Raw genomic sequence first — 21,184 nt, forward strand, 5'->3', positions numbered from 1 at the left:
TCACCTTTGACCTGTCGTAGGTGTCAGTCCGGTCGTTCCGTCGGCTTCCGCTCGGGCGCGGGCAACCGGACCGGGCCGGGGACGTGGGTCGTGCAGACCCCGTCGCCGTTGGCGATCGTCGCCAGCCGCTGGACGTGGACGCCCAGCAGCCTGGAGATCACCCGGGTTTCCGCCTCGCACAGCTGCGGAAACTCCGCCGCCACTCCCGCCACCGGGCAGTGGTGCTGGCAGAGCTGGCCCCCGGTGGCGAGGACCGAGGCCGTGGCGGCATAGCCCTCTCCGGAGAGCGCGTCGGCCAGCGCTTGGGCCCTGGCCATCGGGTCGTCGTCGACGCGGTCGAGGGCGGCGCGGCAGCGGGCCTCGAGCCGGGCCACCTGCTCGGCGGCGAAGGCGCCGATGGCGTCCTCGCCTTCGAACCGGCGGATCCAGCGCAGCGCCTCCGTGGCGAGGTCGTCGTAGGTGTGGCCGAAGGACGCGCGGGCGCTGGGCGTGAGCTGGAACTGCTTGGCCGGGCGACCCCGCTTGGAGGTCTTCAGCACGCGCGTCTCGACCTGCCCCTCCGACTCCAACGCGTCGAGATGGCGGCGGGTGGCGGTGGCGGTGATGCCGAGGGCGCAGGCGAGCTCGGCGGCCGTGGCGTGGCCGCGCTCGAGCAGCAGCTGCGTCACCCGGCCGCGGGTCTCCCCGTCGGTCGAGTGGCTGCCGGTAGCCCTCGTCACCATTTCCACAAGGAAAATGTTACGTAATTCGCTCCCGGATGTCGATAGCGCAGGTAGTGAGACCCGGCACGCAGGTTTGCCTAACCTCACTCGGGCTTACTCGGCCCTGGCCCACACTCGGGCCCGCCTGGCGCGGGGCGGCGGAGTCTCAAGGATAGATTCGGCTCGTGAACCTGTTGCAGCGGTGGTTCGGCCACCCGCGCGCGATGCGCGTCTGGGCGCTGGCCAGCCTGATCGCCAATGTCGGCATCATCGTCACCGGCGGCGCGGTGCGCCTGACCGAGTCCGGCCTGGGCTGCGCCGAATGGCCCAAGTGCACCTCGGATTCGCTGGTCGCGACCCGGGAGATGGGCGTCCACGGCGCCATCGAGTTCGGCAACCGGCTCCTGACCTGGGTTCTGGTGGCCGTGGCGGTGGGCGCGCTGCTGGCGGCCTGGTACCGCAGACCGCGGCGGATGTCGCTGGTGAAGCTGTCGTTCGGCGTGCTCATGATCGTCCCGGTGCAGGCGGTCATCGGCGGCATCACCGTCTGGACCGACCTGAACCCGTGGGTGGTCGGCCTGCACTTCCTGGCCTCGATCGGCATCCTGGTGGCGGCGACGGCGCTCTACGTCCGCTCGGGCGAGCCCGACGGCCCGGTGGAGCCGCTGGTCCCCCGCGCGGTCGGCGGCCTCGGCTTGGGCCTGGTGGCCGCGGCGGCCGTGACGATCGTGCTGGGCGTGATCGTCACCGGTTCGGGCCCGCACGCCGGCGACGCCGAGACTCCCCGCAACGGCCTCGACCCGGCGCTGATGTCGCAGCTCCACGCCGACGCAGTGTGGCTGCTGCTGGGTCTGACCGTGGCGATGATCGCCGCACTGCACGCCGTGAGGGCCCCCGAACGGGCCCGCCGGACCGCCTACCTGCTGCTGGCGGTCGAGCTGCTCCAGGGGGTCATCGGCTACACGCAGTACTACACGGACCTGCCCGTGATCCTGGTCGGCATGCACATGCTCGGCGCGGCGCTGCTGTGGATCGCCGTCCTCGCCGTCCGCTTCTCCCTGCGCCGCCGCACCCCGCGGACCGAGGGCGCCGAGACCCTCCACTACGAGATCCACGCGACCAGAGAGGGCGACCGAATCCTCGACCGGACGGAAACGGCCGCCCCGAACGCGTGACTGCGGGAGCGCGATCTGCTCACGCCGCCTATCGGCCCGCTCGGTCGCGCTCCTTCAAATTGGCGGCCGGGTGCGGCCCGGCCGATCGGCCGGGCCGCGGTGGTCGGGGTCGGTCATCTGCGTTTTTTCGGGGTGAGGGTTATGAACGTGACCGAGTGGGGCTCGAACTCGTAGGTGAACTCGTTGCCCAGGTGTTTCACCTGTTCGGTCTCGGGTTGGAGGACCGGTTCCTCGCCGAGGATGTTGTCGCAGTCCGGGTCGCAGGCCAGGGTCGTGACCTCGGCCTTGTGGTGGAGCTTGTAGCCGTCGAGCTCGACGTCGGTCGCCATCGCCCGGTCCTGGGCGTTGACCACCTTGAGGGTGACCTGTCCGGTCTCCTCGTCGCGGGTGACGACCTGGTAGAGCGGTTCGATCCGCTGCTCATCGACGAAGCTGAAGACCTGCTCGCCGTCGACGTAGCCGGTGATGGTGCGGCCGTCCACCTCCAGGCGCAGGTCGTAGGTGCGGCCGGCCTCGATGACCGTGTCGTGGTTGAGCAGCGTCGACTTGCCGCCGCCCGCCGCCTTCTCCACCGCCGAGGTGGTGTTGCCCCAGCCTCCCAGGTTCCACCAGTAGTAGTTCTCGGAGTCCTCGGCGCCGAACATGATCAGGAAGCCCTCGTCGCCCTCGTTTTTGGTGGCCTCGAGCTCGAGCGTGTAGTTCGACCAGTCGGTCTCGCCCGCGGTCGAGCGCGCGTCCTCGACCAGGTCGGTCTGGTGGTAGGCGCCGTCGACGACCTCCCAGGTCCCGTTCGGCTCCCCGCCGGGCCCGGACGGGGACCAGGCGTCGGCGCCGTCGGAGAAGTCGTCCTCGAACAGGACCGAGCCGTCAGCGGCGGTCACCCGCACGTCGTCGTAGGCCGCCGCGGTGTTCCAGGTGGCCAGGCCGATGCCGCCGGCGATGTCGGGCGTCTCGACCGGAGCGGCGTCCAGGTCCGAGCCGAGGACCTGGTCTCCGGCGTTGGTGCTGAACAGCTGCTGGACCTCGTAGCTGGTCGAGCCCACGGTCTGGTGGTTGTCGAACCAGATCAGGTCGGGGGCCCAGTCGACGTAGTCGATGTTCGACAGCAGCGGCGCGTATGAGGCCAGCTCGACCACGTCGCCGTTGCGTTCGACGCCGGTCAGGTAGGACGCCTCGGCCAGCGCGTTCCACCAGGTGTTTGCCTGGGACGCGTACTCGCCGATGAAGACCTGCGGGCCCTCCCGGTCGTAGTCGTCGTAGCGGTCGTTGTTGGACAGGAACCACTCCGGCGAGTTGTAGTAGTGCTCGTCGACCAGGTCGGCCCCCTGCTCGCGGGCGAACTCCCACATATCGTCGAACAGCTGACCCTCGGAGGCGAAGCCGGAGTTCGAGACGATCTCGATGTCGGGGTGCGCCTCGCGGACCGCTTCGTGGAAGGCCGGGTAGTTCTCGAAGAACTGCGGGTCGGACTCCTCGTTGCCCAGGCCGATGTACTCCAGTCCGAACGGCTCGGGGTGGCCCATCTCGGCGCGCACCGCGCCCCATTCGGTGTCGGTGCCGCCGTTGGCGAACTCGATGAGGTCGAGCGTGTCGTCCACCCAGGTCTGGAGCTCGTCGGGGTCGGTGATGCGGTAGTCGTCGCCGCAGCCGGTCACGCCGACCGGCACGACCGGGAGCGCCTCGGCCCCGAGGTCCTCGGCGAACTGGAAGTACTCGAAGTAGCCCAGGCCGTAGGACTGGTTGTAGCCCCAGAAGTTGTGGTTGGTCGGGCGTTCCTCGACCGGGCCGACCGTGTCCTTCCAGTTGTAGGCGCGTTCGCGGTCGTCGCGGTCGAACGAGCCGGTGTTGACGATGCATCCGCCTGGGAAGCGCAGGAAGGACGGCTCCAGGTCGGCGATCATCTGTGCCAGGTCGGGGCGCAGGCCATTGTCGCGGCCCATGAAGGTCTCACGCGGGAACAGCGAGACCATGTCGAGGTCGGCCCGGGAGTCGGCGGTGACCGCGAGGCGGCCGTCGACCGTGGACTCGGAGGCGTTCAGGACCGTCTCCAGCTTCATCCACTCGCCGCCGTGGGCGTTGACGGTGGCGGTGCCGCTCACCGGGTTCCCGTCGGCGTCGAGGAGCTGGACGGTGAGGTTGGCGTTCGCGTCCGCCCGGGCCCAGACGCTGAAGTCGTACGGCTCGCCGGCGACCACGTTGATGCCGGAGTTGTAGCCGCTGTTGACGATGGTGGTCCCGCCGGAGGCGGACAGGTAGTTGCGGTTGTCGGCGTTCAGGCCGTCCGAGTCGGTCACGGCGGCCTCGCCGTCGACGGTCCACGCGGTCAGGGCGTGGTAGGAGCCCTCGTCGGCGGGGGCGTACTCGAAGGAGCGGTTCTGGACGAGCTCGGCGTAGAGGCCGCCGTCGGCGGCGTGATTGATGTCCTCGTAGAACAGTCCGTAGAGGCTGTCGGAAATCTCGGTGGCGTCTTCGAGGTCGACCTGGATGGACGCGTCGGCCCCGTGCGCGCCGGCCCCGGAGGCGGTGAGGGCGGTGGCGGCCAACGCGAGTACCGCGGCCGCGGACACGGTTCTGAGTCGGACGGGAGGAGACGACCCCTCCGGATCAATTGTTTTAACCATTTGAATATATTTACCGATACAGAACCGCCAGTCAAGGCCATCCCGCTACCGGAACGATTCCGGAAATCCGCCCGTATCCGGACTGGCGGTCGTGCCGGGAGGCGGCCGACAAATACAATGCGGCTCATGGCTCCTCGGATCTCCCCTGAAGACCGCGTACTCGGCTGCCTGATCGGGGGCGCCATCGGCGACGCCCTCGGCTACCAGGTCGAGTTCAAATCCTGGCCGCAGATCGTCGACGAGTGGGGACCGGACGGCGTGACCGGGTTGCGGCGCAACCAAGTCTCCGACGACACCCAGATGACCCTGTTCACCGCCGAAGGGCTGCTCGAAGCCGTCGACGGCGACCGATTCGGCTCGGTCCGCCGCGCCTACCTGCGCTGGTACGTCACCCAGACCGAGCACATGCCCCCGATGGGCTCGACCGGACTCGCCGCCGAGACCTGGCTCTACATGCGGCGCGCCCCCGGAAACGCGTGCCTGACCGGCCTGGCCCAGGGCGGAGAGCCGGGCGTGAACCCCGACTCCAAGGGCTGCGGCACCGTCATGCGATCGGCCCCGTTCGGCCTGCTGGCCGACTCCCCCGCCAAGGCGTTCGAGCTGGCCCGCGACTGCTCGGCCATCACCCACGGGCACCGCACCGCCGGAGAGGCGGCCGGCGCCTTCGCGATGATGATCGCCGCTCTGGTGCGCGGCGAGACCCCCCAGAAGGCGGTCTCGGAGGCGATGCTGCACCTGCGCCGGAACCTGGACGCCTCTGAGACCCTCGACGCGCTCAGGCGGGCCTACGAACTGGCCGGGAACCTCCCGCCGGGCCCCAACTCGACCGAGCCGCTCGGCCAGGGCTGGGTCGCCGAGGAGGCCCTGGCGATCGCCGTCTACTGCTTCCTCGGCACCGACAACGCACGGAGCGCGCTCATCGCGGCCGCCAGCCACGACGGCGACACCGACTCCACGGCCTCGATCGCGGGCAACCTCCTCGGCGCGGCCTACGGCCACGGCGCGCTCCCGGCCGAATGGGCCGCCGCCGTGGAGGGCCGCGAGACCATAGCGGGCCTGGCGGCGCGGATCGCCGCGGTCTAAGCGGCCGCCTTGACCGCCGCCGCCACCGCTTCGGCCACCCTCGGGTCCAGCGGGGAGGGGACGATGCGGTCGGGGGCCAGGTCGTCGCCCACGCAGTCGGCGATCGCCTCGGCCGCGACCAGCTTCATCTCCTCGGTGATGGCCGCGGCCCCGGCATCGAGCGCGCCGCGGAAGATCCCGGGGAAGGCCAGGACGTTGTTGATCTGGTTCGGGTAGTCGCTGCGACCGGTCGCCACGATCTCCGCGTGGTCGCGGGCGACAGCCGGATCGACCTCGGGATTCGGGTTGGCCATCGCGAAGATCATGGCCTCCTCGGACATGCCTTCGAGCGCTTCGGCCCCGATGGTCCCGCCTGAGACGCCGATCAGGAGGTCGGCGCCCTTGAGCGCGTCGGCGATGCCGCCGGTGCGCCCGAAGCGGTTGGTGGTCTTCGCGAGGTCGGCCTTCACCGGGTTGAGGTGGTCGCGGCCGGGGTGGATGATGCCGCGGGAGTCGCAGACGATCACGTCGGAGACGCCGGCTTGGAGCAGGATGCGGGTGATGGCGACGCCGGCCGCACCCGCTCCGGAGATCACGGCGGTGACGTCGGCGGGGCGGCGGCCCTGGAAGCGCAGCGCGCCGTGCATGGCGGCCAGGACGACCACGGCGGTGCCGTGCTGGTCGTCGTGGAAGACCGGGATGTCCAGCTCAGCTTTGAGGCGGGACTCGATCTCGAAGCAGCGGGGCGCCGAGATGTCCTCGAGGTTGATGCCGCCGAACGAGGGCGCAATGGCCTTGACGGCGGCGACGACCTCGTCGGGGTCGGTGACGTCGAGGCAGATCGGGACGGCGTCGACCCCGGCGAACCCGCGGAACAGGGCCGCCTTGCCCTCCATCACCGGCAGCGAGGCTGCCGGGCCGATGTCCCCCAGTCCGAGGACGGCGGTGCCATCGGTGACCACGGCGACCAGGTTCGAGCGCCAGGTGTAGTCGCGGGCCAGGGCCTGGTCGGCGGCGATGGCCTCGCAGACGCGCGCGACCCCGGGCGTGTAGGCGATCGAGAGGTCCTGGCGGCTGTCGAGGGGGACGGTGGCGGCGGTGCGCAGCTTCCCGCCGCGATGGGCGCGGAAGACCGGATCCTGCAGGTCGAACACGATGATGTAAGCCCCATTGCTCAGATGACAAGTGCCCAATCGCCGAATCCGGGGGCGGTATCGCCCCGGCAGTTCGGGTGGCGAAAGAAGAGGGAAGCCCGGACCGTGTTCGGCCGACGAGCTTCGCGATAACCGGGGATTGCCCAGCTCGGATCAGTGTAGCTCAACGGTCACGAGAGGCCGGACGGCGGCGTCGGACCACGAGACTATTCGGGCGTCTTCGTCGCCTATGTCTTGACAGGACGACTACAAAATTTAACAATCCTTACAAATCAGGGCTTGTCCTGAGACATCCTGACAAGTCCACATCTGCACCCCCACCCCGACAACCGAAAGGCAGTCCCCCAATGACTCCACGCAGATTCGTGGCCGCCGGCGCCGCGGCCGCACTCACCACCGCCGGACTCACCCTCGCCTCGGCCCCCGCCTCCGCAGAATCGGTGTCCTTCGAGGACGCGCGCGCCGACATCGCGGGGCAGGTCGACTCCGAGATGCTCGCGGCGATGATCGACGAGTTCGAAGTGAGCGCCTCGGAGGTCTACGACCGGCTCGCCACCGACACGATGGCCGCCGACATCGAGGACCTCGCCGAGCGCCAATTCGAGCAGGACTACGCCGGCACCTGGGTCAGCGAGACCGGAGACGACATCGTCGTCGCCGTCACCGACCCCGGGCTGGCCGACGACGTCGAGCGGCTCGGCGGCACCGCCCGGATCGTCGACTCGACGCTGGCCGACCTCGACGCCGACATGGCGCTGCTCGACGCCGCCGAGATCCCCGACGAGGTGTACGGCTGGAGCATCGACGTCGTCGACAACACCATCGCCGTCACCGCCGAGAGCCGCCGCGACGCCGTCGCGTTCGCCGGGTCCGCGGGCCTGTCGCCCGCCGACATCGACGTCGAGATCTCCTCGGATCGCCCCACCACCACCTACGAGAACCTCCGCGGCGGCGAGGCCTACTACATCCCCGCGATGGGCTACCGCTGCTCGATCGGGTTCTCGGTGTGGCGCCCGGGCAACGAGTCCGGTTTCGTCACCGCGGGGCACTGCGGGCACGCCGGACAGCACACCAACGCCAAGAACATCGCACTCGGCGTCTTCCAGGGATCGGTGTTCCCCGGGGGCGACTACGCCTACGTGGACACGAACTCCGAGTGGGCGGGACAAGCCTGGGTGACCCGTTGGAACGGCACCGACGCGATCGTCCGCAACAGCAACGAGGCGCCGATCGGAGCCTGGGTGTGCCGTTCGGGCTCGACCTCCGGTTGGAACTGCGGCAGCGTCCAGGCCAAGGGCGTGACCGTGAACTACGCGGACGGGCCCGTGTACGGCATGACCCAGACGTCGGCGTGCGCCGACGGCGGTGACTCCGGCGGCCCGTTCATCACCGGCGGCGGGTCCGCCCAGGGCGTGACCTCGGGCGGGTCCGGTGGCTGCGGGCAGCCCGACCGGGCCACCACGTTCTTCTACCCGATCAATCCGATTCTGGACGCCTACGACCTGACGCTGATCACGGCCTGAGCCTTCTGGCCGGGTGCCGTCGTGGCGGCGGCGCCCGGCCTACATCAGGAAGGAGTCGGCCGCCAGGGCCAGGAACAGCAACGTCAGGTAGCTGGTGGACCAGTGGAACAGGCGCATCGGCTTGGGGTCCTCGCCGCGGTTCACGCGGGCGAGCAGCTTGTGGCACTCCAGCACGAACAGGCCGCCGGTCACCAAGGCGACGGTCCCGTACAGCCAAGTGGCGCCGAGCGGGACGGCGACCAGGGAGACGGCCAGGGTGAGCCAGCCGTAGACGACCGACTCGACCGCGACGCGCTTGGCGGGGGCGACGGCCGGGAGCATCGGGATGCCGGCGGCGGCGTAGTCGTCCTTGAACTTCATCGCCAGGGCGTAGAAGTGCGGGGGCTGCCACAGGAACACCACGGCGAACAGCACCCAGGCCATCCACGACATGTGCCCGGTGACCGCGGCCCACCCGATGAGGACCGGCGCGGCTCCGCACGCCCCGCCCCAGACGGTGTTGTACGGGGTGGTGCGCTTGAGCCAGATCGTGTAGACCACGTCGTAGTAGAGGATCGCGCCGAAGGTGAGCGCGGCGGCCAGCGGACCGACCACGGCCCACATGCCGACCACGGCGATGGTGCCGATGATCAGCCCGAAGATCAGGGCGTTCTTCGGGGAGATCTCCTGCTTGGCCAGCGGACGCCGGGAAGTGCGGCGCATCAGCTGGTCGATGTCGCGGTCGATGTAGCAGTTGATGGCGTTGGCCGACCCGGCCGCGAGCGCGCCTCCGACGATCGTGGCGACCACGGCCGCCAGCGAGGGCAGGGCTTCGAATTCCTTTCGGGCCGCCACCAGCATGGCCGGGATGGTGGTGATGAGGAGCAGCTCGACGATGCGGGGCTTGGTGAGCGAGACGTAGCCGCCGATGCGGGCGCCCAGGCTCGGACGCTCGGGAGCCTCGGCGCCGGGGGTGGGGACGGTGATTCGCGGTCGGGCGGCGGCGGTCGGGGGTTCGACCTCGCCGGCCGTGGTCGGGTGCTCGTTCATCACGCTGAAGACTACGGCGCGCGACCTGGGGCCCCGGTTTCGGGGCCAGTGCCTTGACCTGCGCCTTCGCAATGGGAGACTAGCTCGTGTGCGGGTTCACAGAAGCCGAGATTTCGCCCTCCGAGAGACCGCGCATAAAGTTCAGCCCAGGTAGGTAGGGTCTGAAGGCAGACGCCTCCGGCCCGAAATACGAACGAATACCGAGGAGTAACGCAGTGGCACAGTTCGAGTGGACCGACCTCGACCAGAAGGCGGTCGACACCGCGCGGGTGCTGGCCGCCGACGCGGTCGAGAAGGCCGGCAACGGCCACCCTGGGACAGCCATGAGCCTGGCTCCGGTCGCCCACACCCTGTTCCAGAAGGTCATGCGGCACGACCCGAGCGAGCCGACCTGGGAGGGTCGCGACCGCTTCGTGCTGTCGGCCGGGCACTCGAGCCTGACGCTGTACGTGCAGCTCTACCTGGCCGGGTACGGGCTGGAGCTGGAGGACCTCCAGAATCTGCGCCAGTGGGGTTCGCTGACCCCCGGCCACCCCGAGCACGGGCACACCGCCGGAGTCGAGACCACCACCGGTCCGCTGGGCCAGGGCCTGGCCACGGCCGTGGGCATGGCGATGGCCGCCCGTCGCGAGCGCGGCCTGTTCGACCCCGAGGCCGCCGAGGGCGAGAGCCCGTTCGACCACCACATCTACGTGATCGCCTCCGACGGCGACATCGAAGAGGGCATCACCCACGAGGCCTCGGCGATCGCCGGGCACCAGGAGCTGGGCAACCTCGTCCTGATCTACGACGACAACCAGATCTCGATCGAGGACGACACCGACGTGGCCCTGTCCGAGGACGTGGCGGCCCGCTACGAGGCCTACGGCTGGCACGTGCAGACCGTCGACTGGAAGGCCGGCGGCGAGTACCGCGAGGACCCGAAGGCGCTGTTCGAGGCGCTCGAGGCGGCGAAGGCCGACACCGGCCGGCCGAGCCTGATCCGGCTGAAGACCATCATCGGCTGGCCGGCCCCGAACAAGCAGAACACCGGCGGGATCCACGGCTCCAAGCTCGGCGGCGAGGAACTGGCCGCCACCAAGGCGGTGCTGGGCTTCGACCCGTCCGAGTCCTTCGCCGTGGCCGACGAGGTCATCGAGTACACCCGCGGCGCCATCGAGCGCGGCCAGAAGGCCCGCGCCGCCTGGCAGACCGGCTTCGAGGACTGGGCCGCGGCCAACGCCGACCGGAAGGCCCTGCACGACCGGCTGTGGGCCGGCGCTCTCCCCGACGGGTTCGAGGCGGCCTTCCCCGAGTTCGAGGCCTCCGAGAAGGGCGTCGCGACCCGCGCCGCCTCCGGCAAGGTCCTGAACGCCCTGGCCCCGGTCATGCCGGAGCTGTGGGGCGGCTCGGCCGACCTGGCCGGCTCGAACAACACCACGATGGACGGCGAGCCGTCGTTCCTGCCCGAGCACCGCTCGACCAAGAAGTTCCCGGGCGGCAAGTACGGCCGCACCCTGCACTTCGGCATCCGCGAGCACACGATGGGCGCGATCCTCAACGGCATCAAGCTGCACGGGCCGACCCGCCCCTACGGCGGCACCTTCCTGGTGTTCTCGGACTACATGCGCGGCTCGGTGCGCCTGAGCGCGATCATGAAGCAGCCGGTGGTGTTCGTGTGGACGCACGACTCGATCGGCCTGGGCGAGGACGGCCCGACCCACCAGCCGGTCGAGCACCTGGCGGCCCTGCGCGCCATGCCGGGCCTGGACGTCATCCGCCCGGCCGACGCCAACGAGACCGCCGTGGTCTGGAAGACGCTGCTGGGCCGCACCGACCGACCCGCCGCCCTGGCGCTGACCCGCCAGGCCGTGCCCACCTGGGACCGCACCGAGTACGCCTCGGCCGAGCTGGCCGCCAAGGGCGCCTACGTCCTGGCCGACACCGAGGGCGCGCCCGACGTGATCCTCATCGGCACCGGCTCGGAGGTCCAGCTGGCCGTCGAGGCCGCCAAGACCCTCGCCGCCGAGGGTGTGAAGGCCCGCGTGGTCTCCATGCCGTCCCGCGAGTGGTTCGACGAGCAGGACGCCGCCTACCGGGAGTCGGTCCTGCCCGTCGGCGTCAAGGCCCGCGTCTCGGTCGAGGCCGGGATCGCGATGCCGTGGAACGACATCGTGGGTGACGCGGGAGTCAGCGTCTCCTTGGAACACTTCGGCGCCTCCGCGCCGTTCCAGAAGTTGTACGAGGAGTTCGGGATCACCGCCGAGGCCGTGGCCGACGCGGCCCGCTCGTCGATCAAGAAGGCACAGCAACAGTAGACATTGGCCACAGAGGACCATCTTCGGCTGGAGGAAACCAGTGACCAGCAATGAGAACCTCGCCGCGCTGACAGACGCCGGAATCTCGGTGTGGCTCGACGACATCTCCCGTTCACGGCTCGCCAGCGGCGGCCTCGCCGAGCTGATCGAGACCCGCAGCCTGGCGGGGGTCACCTCGAACCCCACGATCTTCGCCGGGGCCGTCTCCAAGGGGGACGAGTACGACGAGCAGCTCGCCGACCTGGCGCGCCGGAAGGTCAGTGTCGAGGAGGCGGTCCGCGCGATCACCACCTACGACATCCGATGGGCCTGCGACGTGCTGCGCGGGGTCTTCGACAACGACGGCGGCACCGACGGCCGCGTCTCGTTGGAGGTCGACCCGCGCCTCGCGAACGACACGAAGACCACGATCGCCGAGGCCAAGGCGCTGTGGTGGGCCGTGGACCGGCCGAACCTGATGATCAAGATCCCCGCCACCAAGGAGGGCCTGCCCGCGATCACGGCGGCCCTGGCGGCGGGGATCAGCGTGAACGTCACGCTGATCTTCTCCCTGGAGCGGTACCGCGAGGTCATGGACGCGTTCCTGGCCGGCCTCGAGTCGGCGAAGGCGTCGGGGGCCGACGTCTCCGAGATCCAGTCGGTCGCCTCGTTCTTCGTCTCCCGCGTCGACTCCGAGGTCGACAAGCGACTGGACGCGATCGGCACCGACGAGGCCGCCTCGCTCAAGGGCAAGGCCGCGGTCGCGAACGCGCGGCTGGCCTACCAGGCGTACGAGGAGGTCTTCTCCTCGGCCCGCTGGGAGGCCCTGGCCGAGGCCGGCGCCAAGCCCCAGCGTCCCCTGTGGGCCTCGACCTCGGTGAAGAACCCCGACTACCGGGACGTGATGTACGTCGAGGAGCTCATCGCCTACGGCTGCGTCAACACCATGCCGGAGGGGACGATGGAGGACTTCGCCGACCACGGCGAGGTCGAGGCCGACACGGTCCGACCGGGCTATGAGGACGCGCAGCAGGTCATGGACCGGCTCAAGCACGTCGGCGTGGACTTCGACGACGTGACGAGTCTCCTCGAGGAGCAGGGTGTCGAGAAGTTCGCCGTCAGCTGGAACGAGCTGCTGGCCGAAGTCGAATCCAAGCTCGAGTCGAGCGGAGACCAGAAGTGAGCGATCCGATGGGCAAGATGGAAGCGGCCGGCGGCCTGGCCGTCACGACCGGAATCGACGTCGGCGCTAACGTCGAGCGACTCAAGACCGAAGGCGTACCGGCGAAGGTCGCGGCGAAGGACCCCACGCTGTGGGGCACCGAGGCCGAAGCCGAGGCCGCGATCCGCCTGGGCTGGGTCGACACCTTCGAGCGTTCGAAGGAACTGGTGGCGCCGCTGGCGAAGCTCCGCGCCGAATTCGGCGAGCAGGGCATCGACCACATCGCGCTGTGCGGCATGGGCGGCTCGTCGCTGGCTCCGGAGGTCATCTCCCGGACCCTCGACCTGGGCCTGAGCGTGCTGGACACGACCGACCCCGGCCAGATCCTGGCCGAGATCGGCGAGGAGTCGCTGCGGCGCACGGCAGTGGTCGTCTCCTCCAAATCCGGCTCGACGGTGGAGACCGACTCGCAGCGGCGCGCCTTCGAGGCCGCATTCGAGGGCCTCGGCATCACCGACCACGCCGGGCGGTTCGTGTTCGTCACCGACCCCGGCTCGCAGTTGGAGGCCCTGGCCGCCGAGCGGGGCTCGCACCTGTTCCTGGCCGACGCGAACGTGGGCGGGCGCTACTCGGCGCTGACCGCGTTCGGGCTGGTGCCGACGGCGCTGGCCGGCGCGAACATCTCCGAGCTGATCGAGCAGGCCGAGGAGTTCGCCACCACCATCACCAACGAGGGCGACAACCCGGCCGTGGTCCTGGGCGCGGTCATCGCCGCCCAGCCGACGATCACCGTCGCCGACGACGGCTCGGGGATCGTGGGCCTGGGAGACTGGGCCGAGCAGCTGATCGCCGAGTCCCTCGGCAAGGACGGCAAGGGAACCCTGCCGGTGGTCCTGGAGGGGCCGGCCGCGCCGGGAGCGCGCGGCTCGGACCGGGTCTACACCACCGTCGGCGGCTCCTCGACCGGGCTGCCGAACTCGGGCTCGTCGCTGGCGATGCCCGACACGGTCGTCAACGGCTCGCTGGGCGCCCAGTTCCTGGTCTGGGAACTGGCCACGGCCTACGCCGGCTACCTGATCGGGATCGACCCGTTCAACCAGCCGAACGTGACCGAGTCCAAGGAGAACACCAAGCGCATCCTGGCCGAGGGCCTGCCCGAGGAGCGCCCGCACGCGGTCGACGGCGCGATCGAGATCTACGGCTCGCACGCCGAGACCGTCGGCGGCGCCATCGGCGAGCTGCTGGTGGACGCCGACAGCGCCGACGCGTACGTGGCGGTCATGGCCTACCTGGACCGCATCGACGACGCCGACGCGGCCCGGCTGCGCTCGCTGCTGTCCGACCGCACCGGCGCCCCGGTCACCTGGGGCTGGGGACCGCGGTTCCTGCACTCGACCGGCCAGTTCCACAAGGGCGGCCGCCAGACCGGCGTGTTCCTCCAGCTGACCGGCGCGGTCGGCGAGGACGTCGAGATCCCCGGGCGCGAGTACACCTTCGCCCAGTTGCAGGCCGCGCAGGCCGCCGGCGACCGGCAGGCGCTCCAGTCCCGGAACCGCCCGCTGGTGCGGCTGCACCTGACCGACCGCAAAAGGGGCGTCAATCAGCTGATCCACGCGGTTAGGGAGCTGAGCTAGCACGATGGACCAAGCAGTCTTTTCGAATCCGCCCGCCAGTCGCCCCACCCACAGCCCCGAACCGGAACGGGCTGCGCCCGCGCAGAATCCTTTGCGCGACCCGGCCGACCGGCGCCTGCCGCGCATCCCCGAGCCGTGCGCACTGGTGATCTTCGGCGTCACCGGCGACCTGGCACGCAAGAAGCTCATCCCGGCGATCTACGACCTGGCCAACCGGGGCCTGATCCCGGCCTCGTTCGTGATCCTGGGCTTCGCGCGCCGCGACTGGGACCACGGGACGTTCGAGGAGATGGCCCGCGACGCGGCCAAGTCGCACGCCCGCACGCCCTGGCGCGAGGAGGTCTGGAACCGGCTCAGCGGCAACTTCAAGTTCGTGCCGGGCACGTTCGACGACGACGCGGCGTTCGACAAGCTGACCGACACGCTGGACGAACTGCGGGAGAGCCACGGCATCCCCGGCAACGCGGCGTTCTACTTCTCGATTCCGCCGCAGGCGTTCCCGACGGTGCTCAAGCAGCTCCAGCGCACCAAGATGGCCGACAACGAGCACTGCGGCGGCTGGCGCCGCGTGGTGGTCGAGAAGCCGTTCGGCACCGACCGCGAGTCCGCCCGCGAGCTCAACGGCCTGGTCGACAAGGTCTTCACCGCCCCCGACGTGTTCCGCATCGACCACTACCTGGGCAAGGAGACCGTCCAGAACATCTTCGCGCTGCGGTTCGCCAACGCGATGTTCGAGCCGATCTGGAACTCCAACTACGTCGACCACGTGCAGATCACGATGGCCGAGGACGTCGGCATCGGGACCCGCGCCGGGTTCTACGACGACAACGGCGCCGCCCGCGACGTCCTCCAGAACCACGTCCTGCAGCTGCTCGCCCTGACGGCGATGGAGCAGCCGGTCGGGTTCGACGCCGAGGAGATCCGCATCGAGAAGCTCAAGGTGCTGCGGGCGATCAAGATCGGCGACGACCTGGAGGCGACGGCCATCCGCGGCCAGTACGCCGACGGGTGGGTCCAGGGGCAGCCGGTGCACGGTTACCACTCCGAGGAGAACATCCCGTCCGGCTCGACGACCGAGACGTACGCGGCGGTGAAGGTCGGCATCCAGAACCGGCGGTGGAACGGGGTTCCGTTCTACCTGCGCACCGGCAAGCGGCTCCCGAAGCGGACCACCGAGATCGCGGTGGTCTTCAAGGAGGCCCCGCACATGCCCTTCGCCGACTACGACACCCAGATCCTCGGCAACAACCAGCTGGTGATCCGGGTCCAGCCCGACGAGGGCATCACCGTGAAGTTCGGGTCGAAGGTCCCGGGCACGGGCATGGAGCTGCGCGACATCCTCATGGGCTTCGGCTACGGCGAGACCTTCACCGAGTCCAGCCCGGAGGCGTACGAGCGGCTCATCCTCGACGTCCTCCTGGGCGACAAGACCCTGTTCCCCGACGCGGCCGAGGTGGACGCCTCGTGGGCCGTGGTCGACCCGCTCGAGGACTTCTGGGCCGGGACCAAGCCGGAGCCGTACGAGGCCGGGACGTGGGGTCCGTCCGGGGCCGACCTGATGCTGCATGCGTCCGGTCGACGCTGGCGGCGGGCCTAGAAGCGTAGATGAGGAGCCCGAAGTGCACCTGAAGGACACCACCACCGGCGAGATCATGAAAGCCCTCGGCGAGCTGCTGCACGACGTCGGCGGGACCTCCAACCTGGCGCTGAACCTGGTGGCGCTGACCACCGAGGACGAGCGCGAAGAAGTCGAGCAGGCGGCCTCGCAGGCCGCCCAGGAGCACCCGTACCGGCTGATCCTGGCGATCCCGCGGGACGTGGACGCCGAGTCGCCGCGCATCGACGCCGAGGTGACCCTCGGCGAGCGCCTGGGCGCGGCCGAGGCGATCATCCTGCGGCTCGACGGCGCGGCCACCGCCCGCCTGACCTCGATCGTGCTGCCGATGCTGGCGCCGGACGTGCCGGTGGTGACCTGGTGGCTGCTCGATCCGGTCAAGTTCGGTCTGGCGCAGGAGCTGCGCAGCTTCGCCGACCGGCGCATCACCTACTCGGCGCGGGCGGCCGACCCGGTCGAGTCGCTGTACCGGCGCGCGCAGTCGTACGTGCCCGGCGACACCGACATCTGCTGGACCAGGATCAGCCTGTGGCGCTCGCTCATCGCCAGCGCCTTCGACGGGGTGAGCCACGAGGTCGAGAGCATCGAGGTCAAGGCCAACCGGAACGACCCGTCGGCGCAGCTGATGGCGGCCTGGCTCCACACCAGGCTCGGTGTGTCGCCCGAGATCGTCGACACCGAGGTCGAGCGGAACTCCGAACACCTTCCGGCGATCGTGTCGGTGTCGTTCACGATGGCCGGCGGCGAGACGATGGAGGTCGAGCGGAAGGCCGACGGCGAGACCGTCCTGCGCCAGGAGGGGCTGCCCAAGCGCCGCCAGTCGCTCCAGGGCCGGACGCTGGGCCAGCTGCTGGCCGAGGAGCTGCGGCACCTCGACCCGGACACGGCCTACCGGCGGGTTCTGGACACCTTCCAGAACGAGTACGCCCAGCGGCAGGAAGCCGCGGAGGCGGGAGCATGAGCCGGGGCAGCGCGGTGATCGTCCACGACTCGGCGGAGGTGCTGGCCGAGGCGGTCGCCGCCCGGTTGATCAACCGGCTGGCCGACGCGCAGGCCCAGCGGGGCGAGGCGTCGCTGGTGCTGACCGGGGGCCGGATCGCCGCGAAGGTCTACGCGGAGGTGCTCGGCTCCCGCATCAGGAACATCGTCGACTGGTCTCGGGTGGACTTCTGGTGGGGCGACGAGCGCTTCCTGCCGGAGGGGGACCCCGAGCGCAACGAGACGCTGGCAAGGCAGTCGCTCCTGGACGGCTTGCCGGTCGACCCCGAGCGGGTCCACCCGATCCCGGGGACCGACTCGGTTGACACGCCGGAGGAGGCCGCCACGGTCTACTCCGCGGAGCTGGGCGGGGTGGCCGACGGCGAGGGACTGCCGCCGTTCGACCTGGTGCTGCTGGGCATCGGGGAGGACGGCCACGTGGCGTCGCTGTTCCCGGGCAATCCGGCGCTCGAGGCCGACGGGGAGCCCGCGGTGGCCGTGCGCGACTCCCCCAAGCCGCCGCCGGAGCGGGTCTCGCTGACCATGCCGACGCTCAACTCCGCGACCGCGGCCTGGATCATCGCCTCGGGCGCGGGCAAGTCCGAGGCGGTCGACAAGGCGCTCTCGGCCTCGGCGAAGCTTGCGAGCCGTAAATTGGCACAGGGGACCCTGCCGGCCGGCAGGGTCGAGGCGCAGGGCCACACCCGCTGGCTCATCGACGCCGAGGCCGCCGCCGAACTCAAGCACCTGGAGTTCTGAGGCTCCGCCTCTCGCGAACTGGAACCGATCAGGGCCCGGCGACCGCGGTCGCCGGGCCCTGATCGGTTCCGGTTCGCCTGTCCCGGCCGCTCCCACCATCGGACCGGGATCATTGTTCAGTGCAATGCGTACCGCCGTCCGGCCCAACCATCCGGCGGCGGTCCTCAGTACCCGAAGACTTCGCCGCGACTCGCCGCGCGGGCCGCGAGCGCCTCCGCGAGCAGGTCTTCGGCCTCTTCTTCGCTGCGCCTCTCCTGAACGTACTTGAGGTGCGACTTGTAGGGTTTGACAGTCCGACGTTCCGGCGGATTGGTCCTGTCGCGGCTGGCGGGCCAGCCGCAGCGGATGCAATCCCATTCGTTGGGTATCTCGACGTACAGCGCGAATGACCGGTCAGTCTCGTGTCCGTTGGCGCACCAATAACTCACGTTCTGCCGTGGCACCGGTTCGCCGCGCTCCGAGTGGAGTCCCGAAGTCGCGCCGATACGGGTGCCACGGATGGCGTGTCCGTTGGACATGAATGGTTCGCTCCTCACAGATGGAGAATCTTCTGTGGATCTCGACCGGATCTGGTCGTGGCGGTTGGGGGACCGCCCGAAGCGATTCTATGACGCACGGCACACCTTGTAAAGCCAAGGGTGAGTATCCCTCGTCATTCTGTGACGAGACCGAGGTGAAGGAGCCAGTGTCCACTCGCATCACTTGCGGGGCAGGGAAAGGGTGATTCAGCGCCGCTCCTGGGCCCAGCGGGATAGTCCGTCCTCGGTGATGATCTCGTCGAAGGCGGACTCGGCCGCGCCCAGCAGGGGTCCGTCGGAGCCGAGCGAGGAAGGCACCAGCGGCGGCGGATTCGTGCGGCGGAACCGCATCAGACCGGACGTGTACGCCTCCTCGAGCGCCGGACCGGCCTCGTCGAGCAGTCCGGGAGCAAGCCCGCCGAGCGCGACGATCTCGGGGTCCAAGGCGTTGACGAGACCGGCCACGCCGCGCCCCAGACGGGAGGCGCACTCCCGGAGGGCCGCGCGCGCGTCGGGAGACGAGTCCGCCAGGGTGGCGACGGCGTAGGCCCGGGGGTCGTCCGGTTCGCTCTCGCCTCGCAGCCGGGCCATCGCCCGGCCGTCTACGGCCATGTCCCAGCAGCCGGTCGCGCCGCACGGGCAGGCCACGGCCGGGTCGCCGAGGGGCAGGTGGCCGAATTCGCCTCCGGCGCCGGTGGCTCCGGTGACCGCGTCGCCCCGGTCAACGAAGACGCCGCCGATACCGACTTCGATGTGCAGGTAGAGCACTACCCGGTTGGGGTTCGAGCGCCGCGCCTCGGCCAGACCGGCGAGCGTGGCGTCGTTCTGGAGCGACTGCGGCACACCCGGAAGCAGCGGCCGGATCCCGAAGTCCCGCCAGCCGAGGCCGCTGGCCTGCGCGACGCGCTCGTGCTGGACGGTCGCCGAGGCCGCGACCGAGACCGCCCGCAGGCGCCGACCGTACCTTTCGGACAACTCCCCCACGGCGGTCCGGAGGTCGGCGACGACGGCCTCGGGGCGCCGGTCGCGGTGGCGCTCGGAGACCACGTCGCTCAGGCGGCCCTCGAGGTCCACCGCGGCGACGCGCCAGTCGGCGTGCCGGATGTCGACCGCCACGCCGAGCGGCCCGCTCGGATGGGCCCGCAGCACCGTGGTCGGGCGCCCGCGCCCGGTAGGCGGCGCGGGCTCTTCGGAGAGCAGTTCGAGATCGCGCAGGCGAGTGCAGATCTCGGTGGCCGATCCGCTGGAGATGCCGAGCGACCTGGCCGCCTCGGCCCGGGTGCCCCCCGGGCGGGCGCGGACGAGCCGCAGCAGGTCCAGGGCTCCCAGCCACCGGGCCGCCTCGGCGCGACCGACCTTGATTCTGGGTTGCATCCCGTCCCTCCGCCGATTACTCTCGCCATACGAGTTTATTACCTCCCGGATGGCACCATGCGAAACTACAACAACGTCAAAGCGGTCCTGTACGACATGGACGGCACCCTCGTCGAACGCGCCCGGCACGCCGACCTCTTCGATCGTGACCGGGAATGGTAGGCCGGGAGCTCGGAGTCCGGGCCGACAAGCGGGCGGACCGCGCCATCGGTGGAGCGCAGATCGCGCTGGGCTTCGCGGTCGCGTCCTTCGGCCCCTACCTGGTGTCCCTCGCCGGCGAACTGGAGCGCCCGCGGGCCGAGCTGGTGTGGGTGACCTCGACGTTCGGTGTCGGGCTGCTGCTGGCGGCCCTGTTCGGACCGGCGGCGCTGCGGGCGGGAGCCGGGGCGGTGCTGCGACTCTCCTGCCTGGGCATGGCGATCGGGGCGGCCGCGATGGCGGCGAGTCCGACGCTGCCGGTGGCGGGGGCGGGTTCGGCGCTGGTCGGCCTGGGATGCGCGGCGATCGTGCTGGTCACTCCGGCGATGCTGCGCGGGCCGGGCGCGGCCGGGAGGCTCACGCGAGCAGTGGCCTTCGCCAGCACGGCCGGGATCAGTGCGCCGCTGGCATTCGGCCTATTGGAGTACGCCGGGCTTCCGGGCAGGCTCGCGCTCGTAGCCCCGTTGCCGATCCTGCTCGTGGTCGCCGCCGCCAGGACCGTGGCGACCGAGGAGAGCGGGCACGGCGACCGCACTGCGATCCCGCTCGGTCCGGCCTCGATCGGCTGGCTGCGCATCGTGCTGGCGGTGGCCTGCGAGTTCTGCTTCGTAGTGTGGGGGGTGGCCCGGCTGGTCGACACGGGCGTGTCGCTGGGCACCGCATCGGTGCTCTCCACCGGCTTCGTGATCGGCATGACCTTCGGCAGGCTGGCGGGCCCGAGGTTCGCCGAGCGGTCCTGGGCGGTCACGGCCGCGACGGCGACGGCCATGGCCGGAACGGCCGTCGTGTTCGCGGGCGCAGACCCCGCCACCGTGACCGTCGGCATCACGGTGTCGAGCCTGGGCATCTCCCTGCTGTACCCGATCACCTTGGCGCAGCTGGTGGACGTCCCGAACCTGGACTCGCGCCACTCGGCGTCGATCGGATCCCTGGCCTCGGGGACCGCGATCCTGACCGCGCCGACCGTCCTCGGCTGGCTCGACACCGGCATCGATCTGCGGACGGCATTCCTGCTGCCGATCCCGCTGCTGCTGGTGCTGCTGTTGCTGGCTCCCAGGCGGGACAAAGCCGGAGGCCCCGCCGAGCACCGCCCGGCGAGGCCATCGGAAAGCTTGGGTGCCTAGAGGAGGGCCCGGATGATCAGGCCGTAGGCGATGATGCTGGCGAACCAGACCACGCCCACGCCGATGGTGATGCGGGTCAGGTTCTTCTCGGCCACGGACGAACCGGAGGCCACCGACGACATGCCGCCGCCGAACATGCTCGACAGGCCGCCGCCCTTGCCCTTGTGCAGCAGCACAAGAAGCACGAGCGCTCCGCTCGAGACCAGCAGCAGGATCAGCAGGGCGAAAGTCAGTACCGTCATCATCGGCGATCGGGTGTCCTCTCCAAAGGGTCGGAACGC

At 70.2% G+C, this 21,184-nt stretch carries 17 protein-coding genes; 10 read left to right on the plus strand and 7 right to left on the minus strand.

What is annotated here, in order from left to right:
- Positions 1-23: 23 nt before the first annotated feature.
- Positions 24-722: a helix-turn-helix transcriptional regulator gene (locus JFB92_RS00090; RefSeq protein WP_199033983.1), complete on the minus strand. Its 699-nt coding sequence runs from the start codon at positions 720-722 to the stop codon at positions 24-26.
- A gap of 164 nt (positions 723-886) precedes the next feature.
- On the opposite strand from JFB92_RS00090, the gene JFB92_RS00095 reads away from it, so the two are divergent.
- On the plus strand, positions 887-1,876 hold the full coding sequence (locus JFB92_RS00095; RefSeq protein ID WP_199033726.1) for a COX15/CtaA family protein: 990 nt from the start codon (positions 887-889) through the stop codon (positions 1,874-1,876).
- A 113-nt stretch (positions 1,877-1,989) separates the two neighbouring features.
- Here JFB92_RS00095 and JFB92_RS00100 read toward each other — a convergent pair whose 3' ends face one another.
- Positions 1,990-4,497 carry an alpha-L-arabinofuranosidase family protein gene (locus JFB92_RS00100; protein WP_233162079.1) on the minus strand — a complete coding sequence of 836 codons (2,508 nt, stop codon included), beginning with the start codon at positions 4,495-4,497 and terminating at the stop codon, positions 1,990-1,992.
- Between the two features lie 126 nt (positions 4,498-4,623).
- On the opposite strand from JFB92_RS00100, the gene JFB92_RS00105 reads away from it, so the two are divergent.
- Positions 4,624-5,580, plus strand: a complete 957-nt coding sequence (locus JFB92_RS00105) for an ADP-ribosylglycohydrolase family protein (protein WP_199033728.1) — start codon at positions 4,624-4,626, stop codon at positions 5,578-5,580.
- Here the strand turns inward: JFB92_RS00105 and JFB92_RS00110 are convergent.
- Positions 5,577-6,704, minus strand: a complete 1,128-nt coding sequence (locus tag JFB92_RS00110) for an NAD(P)-dependent malic enzyme (RefSeq protein WP_233162094.1) — start codon at positions 6,702-6,704, stop codon at positions 5,577-5,579. The two genes, JFB92_RS00105 and JFB92_RS00110, sit on opposite strands and share 4 nt — an antisense overlap.
- 356 nt (positions 6,705-7,060) lie before the next feature.
- Between JFB92_RS00110 and JFB92_RS00115 the strand changes: the two genes are divergently transcribed.
- Positions 7,061-8,236: a S1 family peptidase gene (locus tag JFB92_RS00115; RefSeq protein ID WP_199033729.1), complete on the plus strand. Its 1,176-nt coding sequence runs from the start codon at positions 7,061-7,063 to the stop codon at positions 8,234-8,236.
- Positions 8,237-8,275: 39 nt separating this feature from the next.
- On the opposite strand, the gene JFB92_RS00120 is transcribed toward JFB92_RS00115, so the two are convergent.
- Positions 8,276-9,265, minus strand: coding sequence for a heme o synthase (locus tag JFB92_RS00120; protein ID WP_199033730.1), 990 nt, complete (start codon positions 9,263-9,265; stop codon positions 8,276-8,278).
- A gap of 215 nt (positions 9,266-9,480) precedes the next feature.
- Between JFB92_RS00120 and tkt the strand changes: the two genes are divergently transcribed.
- The 6 genes from tkt (at position 9,481) to pgl (ending at position 17,689) form a co-directional block, all read left to right on the plus strand.
- The gene (tkt, locus tag JFB92_RS00125; protein ID WP_307788967.1) at positions 9,481-11,562 is read left to right on the plus strand and encodes a transketolase; all 2,082 of its coding nucleotides are present in this window, start codon (positions 9,481-9,483) and stop codon (positions 11,560-11,562) included.
- Positions 11,563-11,602: 40 nt separating this feature from the next.
- On the plus strand, positions 11,603-12,724 hold the full coding sequence (gene tal, locus JFB92_RS00130; protein ID WP_199033731.1) for a transaldolase: 1,122 nt from the start codon (positions 11,603-11,605) through the stop codon (positions 12,722-12,724).
- On the plus strand, positions 12,721-14,337 hold the full coding sequence (locus JFB92_RS00135) for a phosphoglucose isomerase-related protein (RefSeq protein WP_307788968.1): 1,617 nt from the start codon (positions 12,721-12,723) through the stop codon (positions 14,335-14,337). The genes tal and JFB92_RS00135 overlap by 4 nt, the downstream gene beginning before the upstream one ends.
- Before the next feature lie 91 nt (positions 14,338-14,428).
- Positions 14,429-15,934, plus strand: coding sequence for a glucose-6-phosphate dehydrogenase (gene zwf, locus JFB92_RS00140; protein WP_233162080.1), 1,506 nt, complete (start codon positions 14,429-14,431; stop codon positions 15,932-15,934).
- A 22-nt stretch (positions 15,935-15,956) separates the two neighbouring features.
- Positions 15,957-16,913, plus strand: coding sequence for a glucose-6-phosphate dehydrogenase assembly protein OpcA (locus JFB92_RS00145; RefSeq protein WP_199033733.1), 957 nt, complete (start codon positions 15,957-15,959; stop codon positions 16,911-16,913).
- Complete coding sequence (gene pgl / locus JFB92_RS00150; protein ID WP_199033734.1) at positions 16,910-17,689, plus strand: 6-phosphogluconolactonase; 780 nt, start codon at positions 16,910-16,912, stop codon at positions 17,687-17,689. The genes JFB92_RS00145 and pgl overlap by 4 nt, the downstream gene beginning before the upstream one ends.
- A 164-nt stretch (positions 17,690-17,853) precedes the next feature.
- Here pgl and JFB92_RS00155 read toward each other — a convergent pair whose 3' ends face one another.
- Positions 17,854-18,207, minus strand: coding sequence for an RNA polymerase-binding protein RbpA (locus JFB92_RS00155; protein ID WP_199033735.1), 354 nt, complete (start codon positions 18,205-18,207; stop codon positions 17,854-17,856).
- Positions 18,208-18,414: 207 nt separating this feature from the next.
- Positions 18,415-19,581 (minus strand): ROK family transcriptional regulator, encoded by a 1,167-nt coding sequence (locus JFB92_RS00160; RefSeq protein ID WP_199033736.1) that lies wholly within the window; start codon positions 19,579-19,581, stop codon positions 18,415-18,417.
- 155 nt (positions 19,582-19,736) lie between these two features.
- Between JFB92_RS00160 and JFB92_RS00165 the strand changes: the two genes are divergently transcribed.
- The gene (locus JFB92_RS00165) at positions 19,737-20,903 is read left to right on the plus strand and encodes an MFS transporter (protein ID WP_199033737.1); all 1,167 of its coding nucleotides are present in this window, start codon (positions 19,737-19,739) and stop codon (positions 20,901-20,903) included.
- Here the strand turns inward: JFB92_RS00165 and secG are convergent.
- A complete protein-coding gene (secG, locus tag JFB92_RS00170; protein WP_199033738.1) occupies positions 20,900-21,145 on the minus strand; it encodes a preprotein translocase subunit SecG in 246 nt (81 codons plus the stop codon). The genes JFB92_RS00165 and secG overlap by 4 nt on opposite strands.
- Between the last annotated feature and the right edge of the window lie 39 nt (positions 21,146-21,184).

The sequence above is a fragment of the Glycomyces salinus genome (assembly GCF_016428645.1).
In the GTDB taxonomy this organism is placed as follows: Bacteria; Actinomycetota; Actinomycetes; order Mycobacteriales; family Micromonosporaceae; genus Glycomyces; species Glycomyces salinus.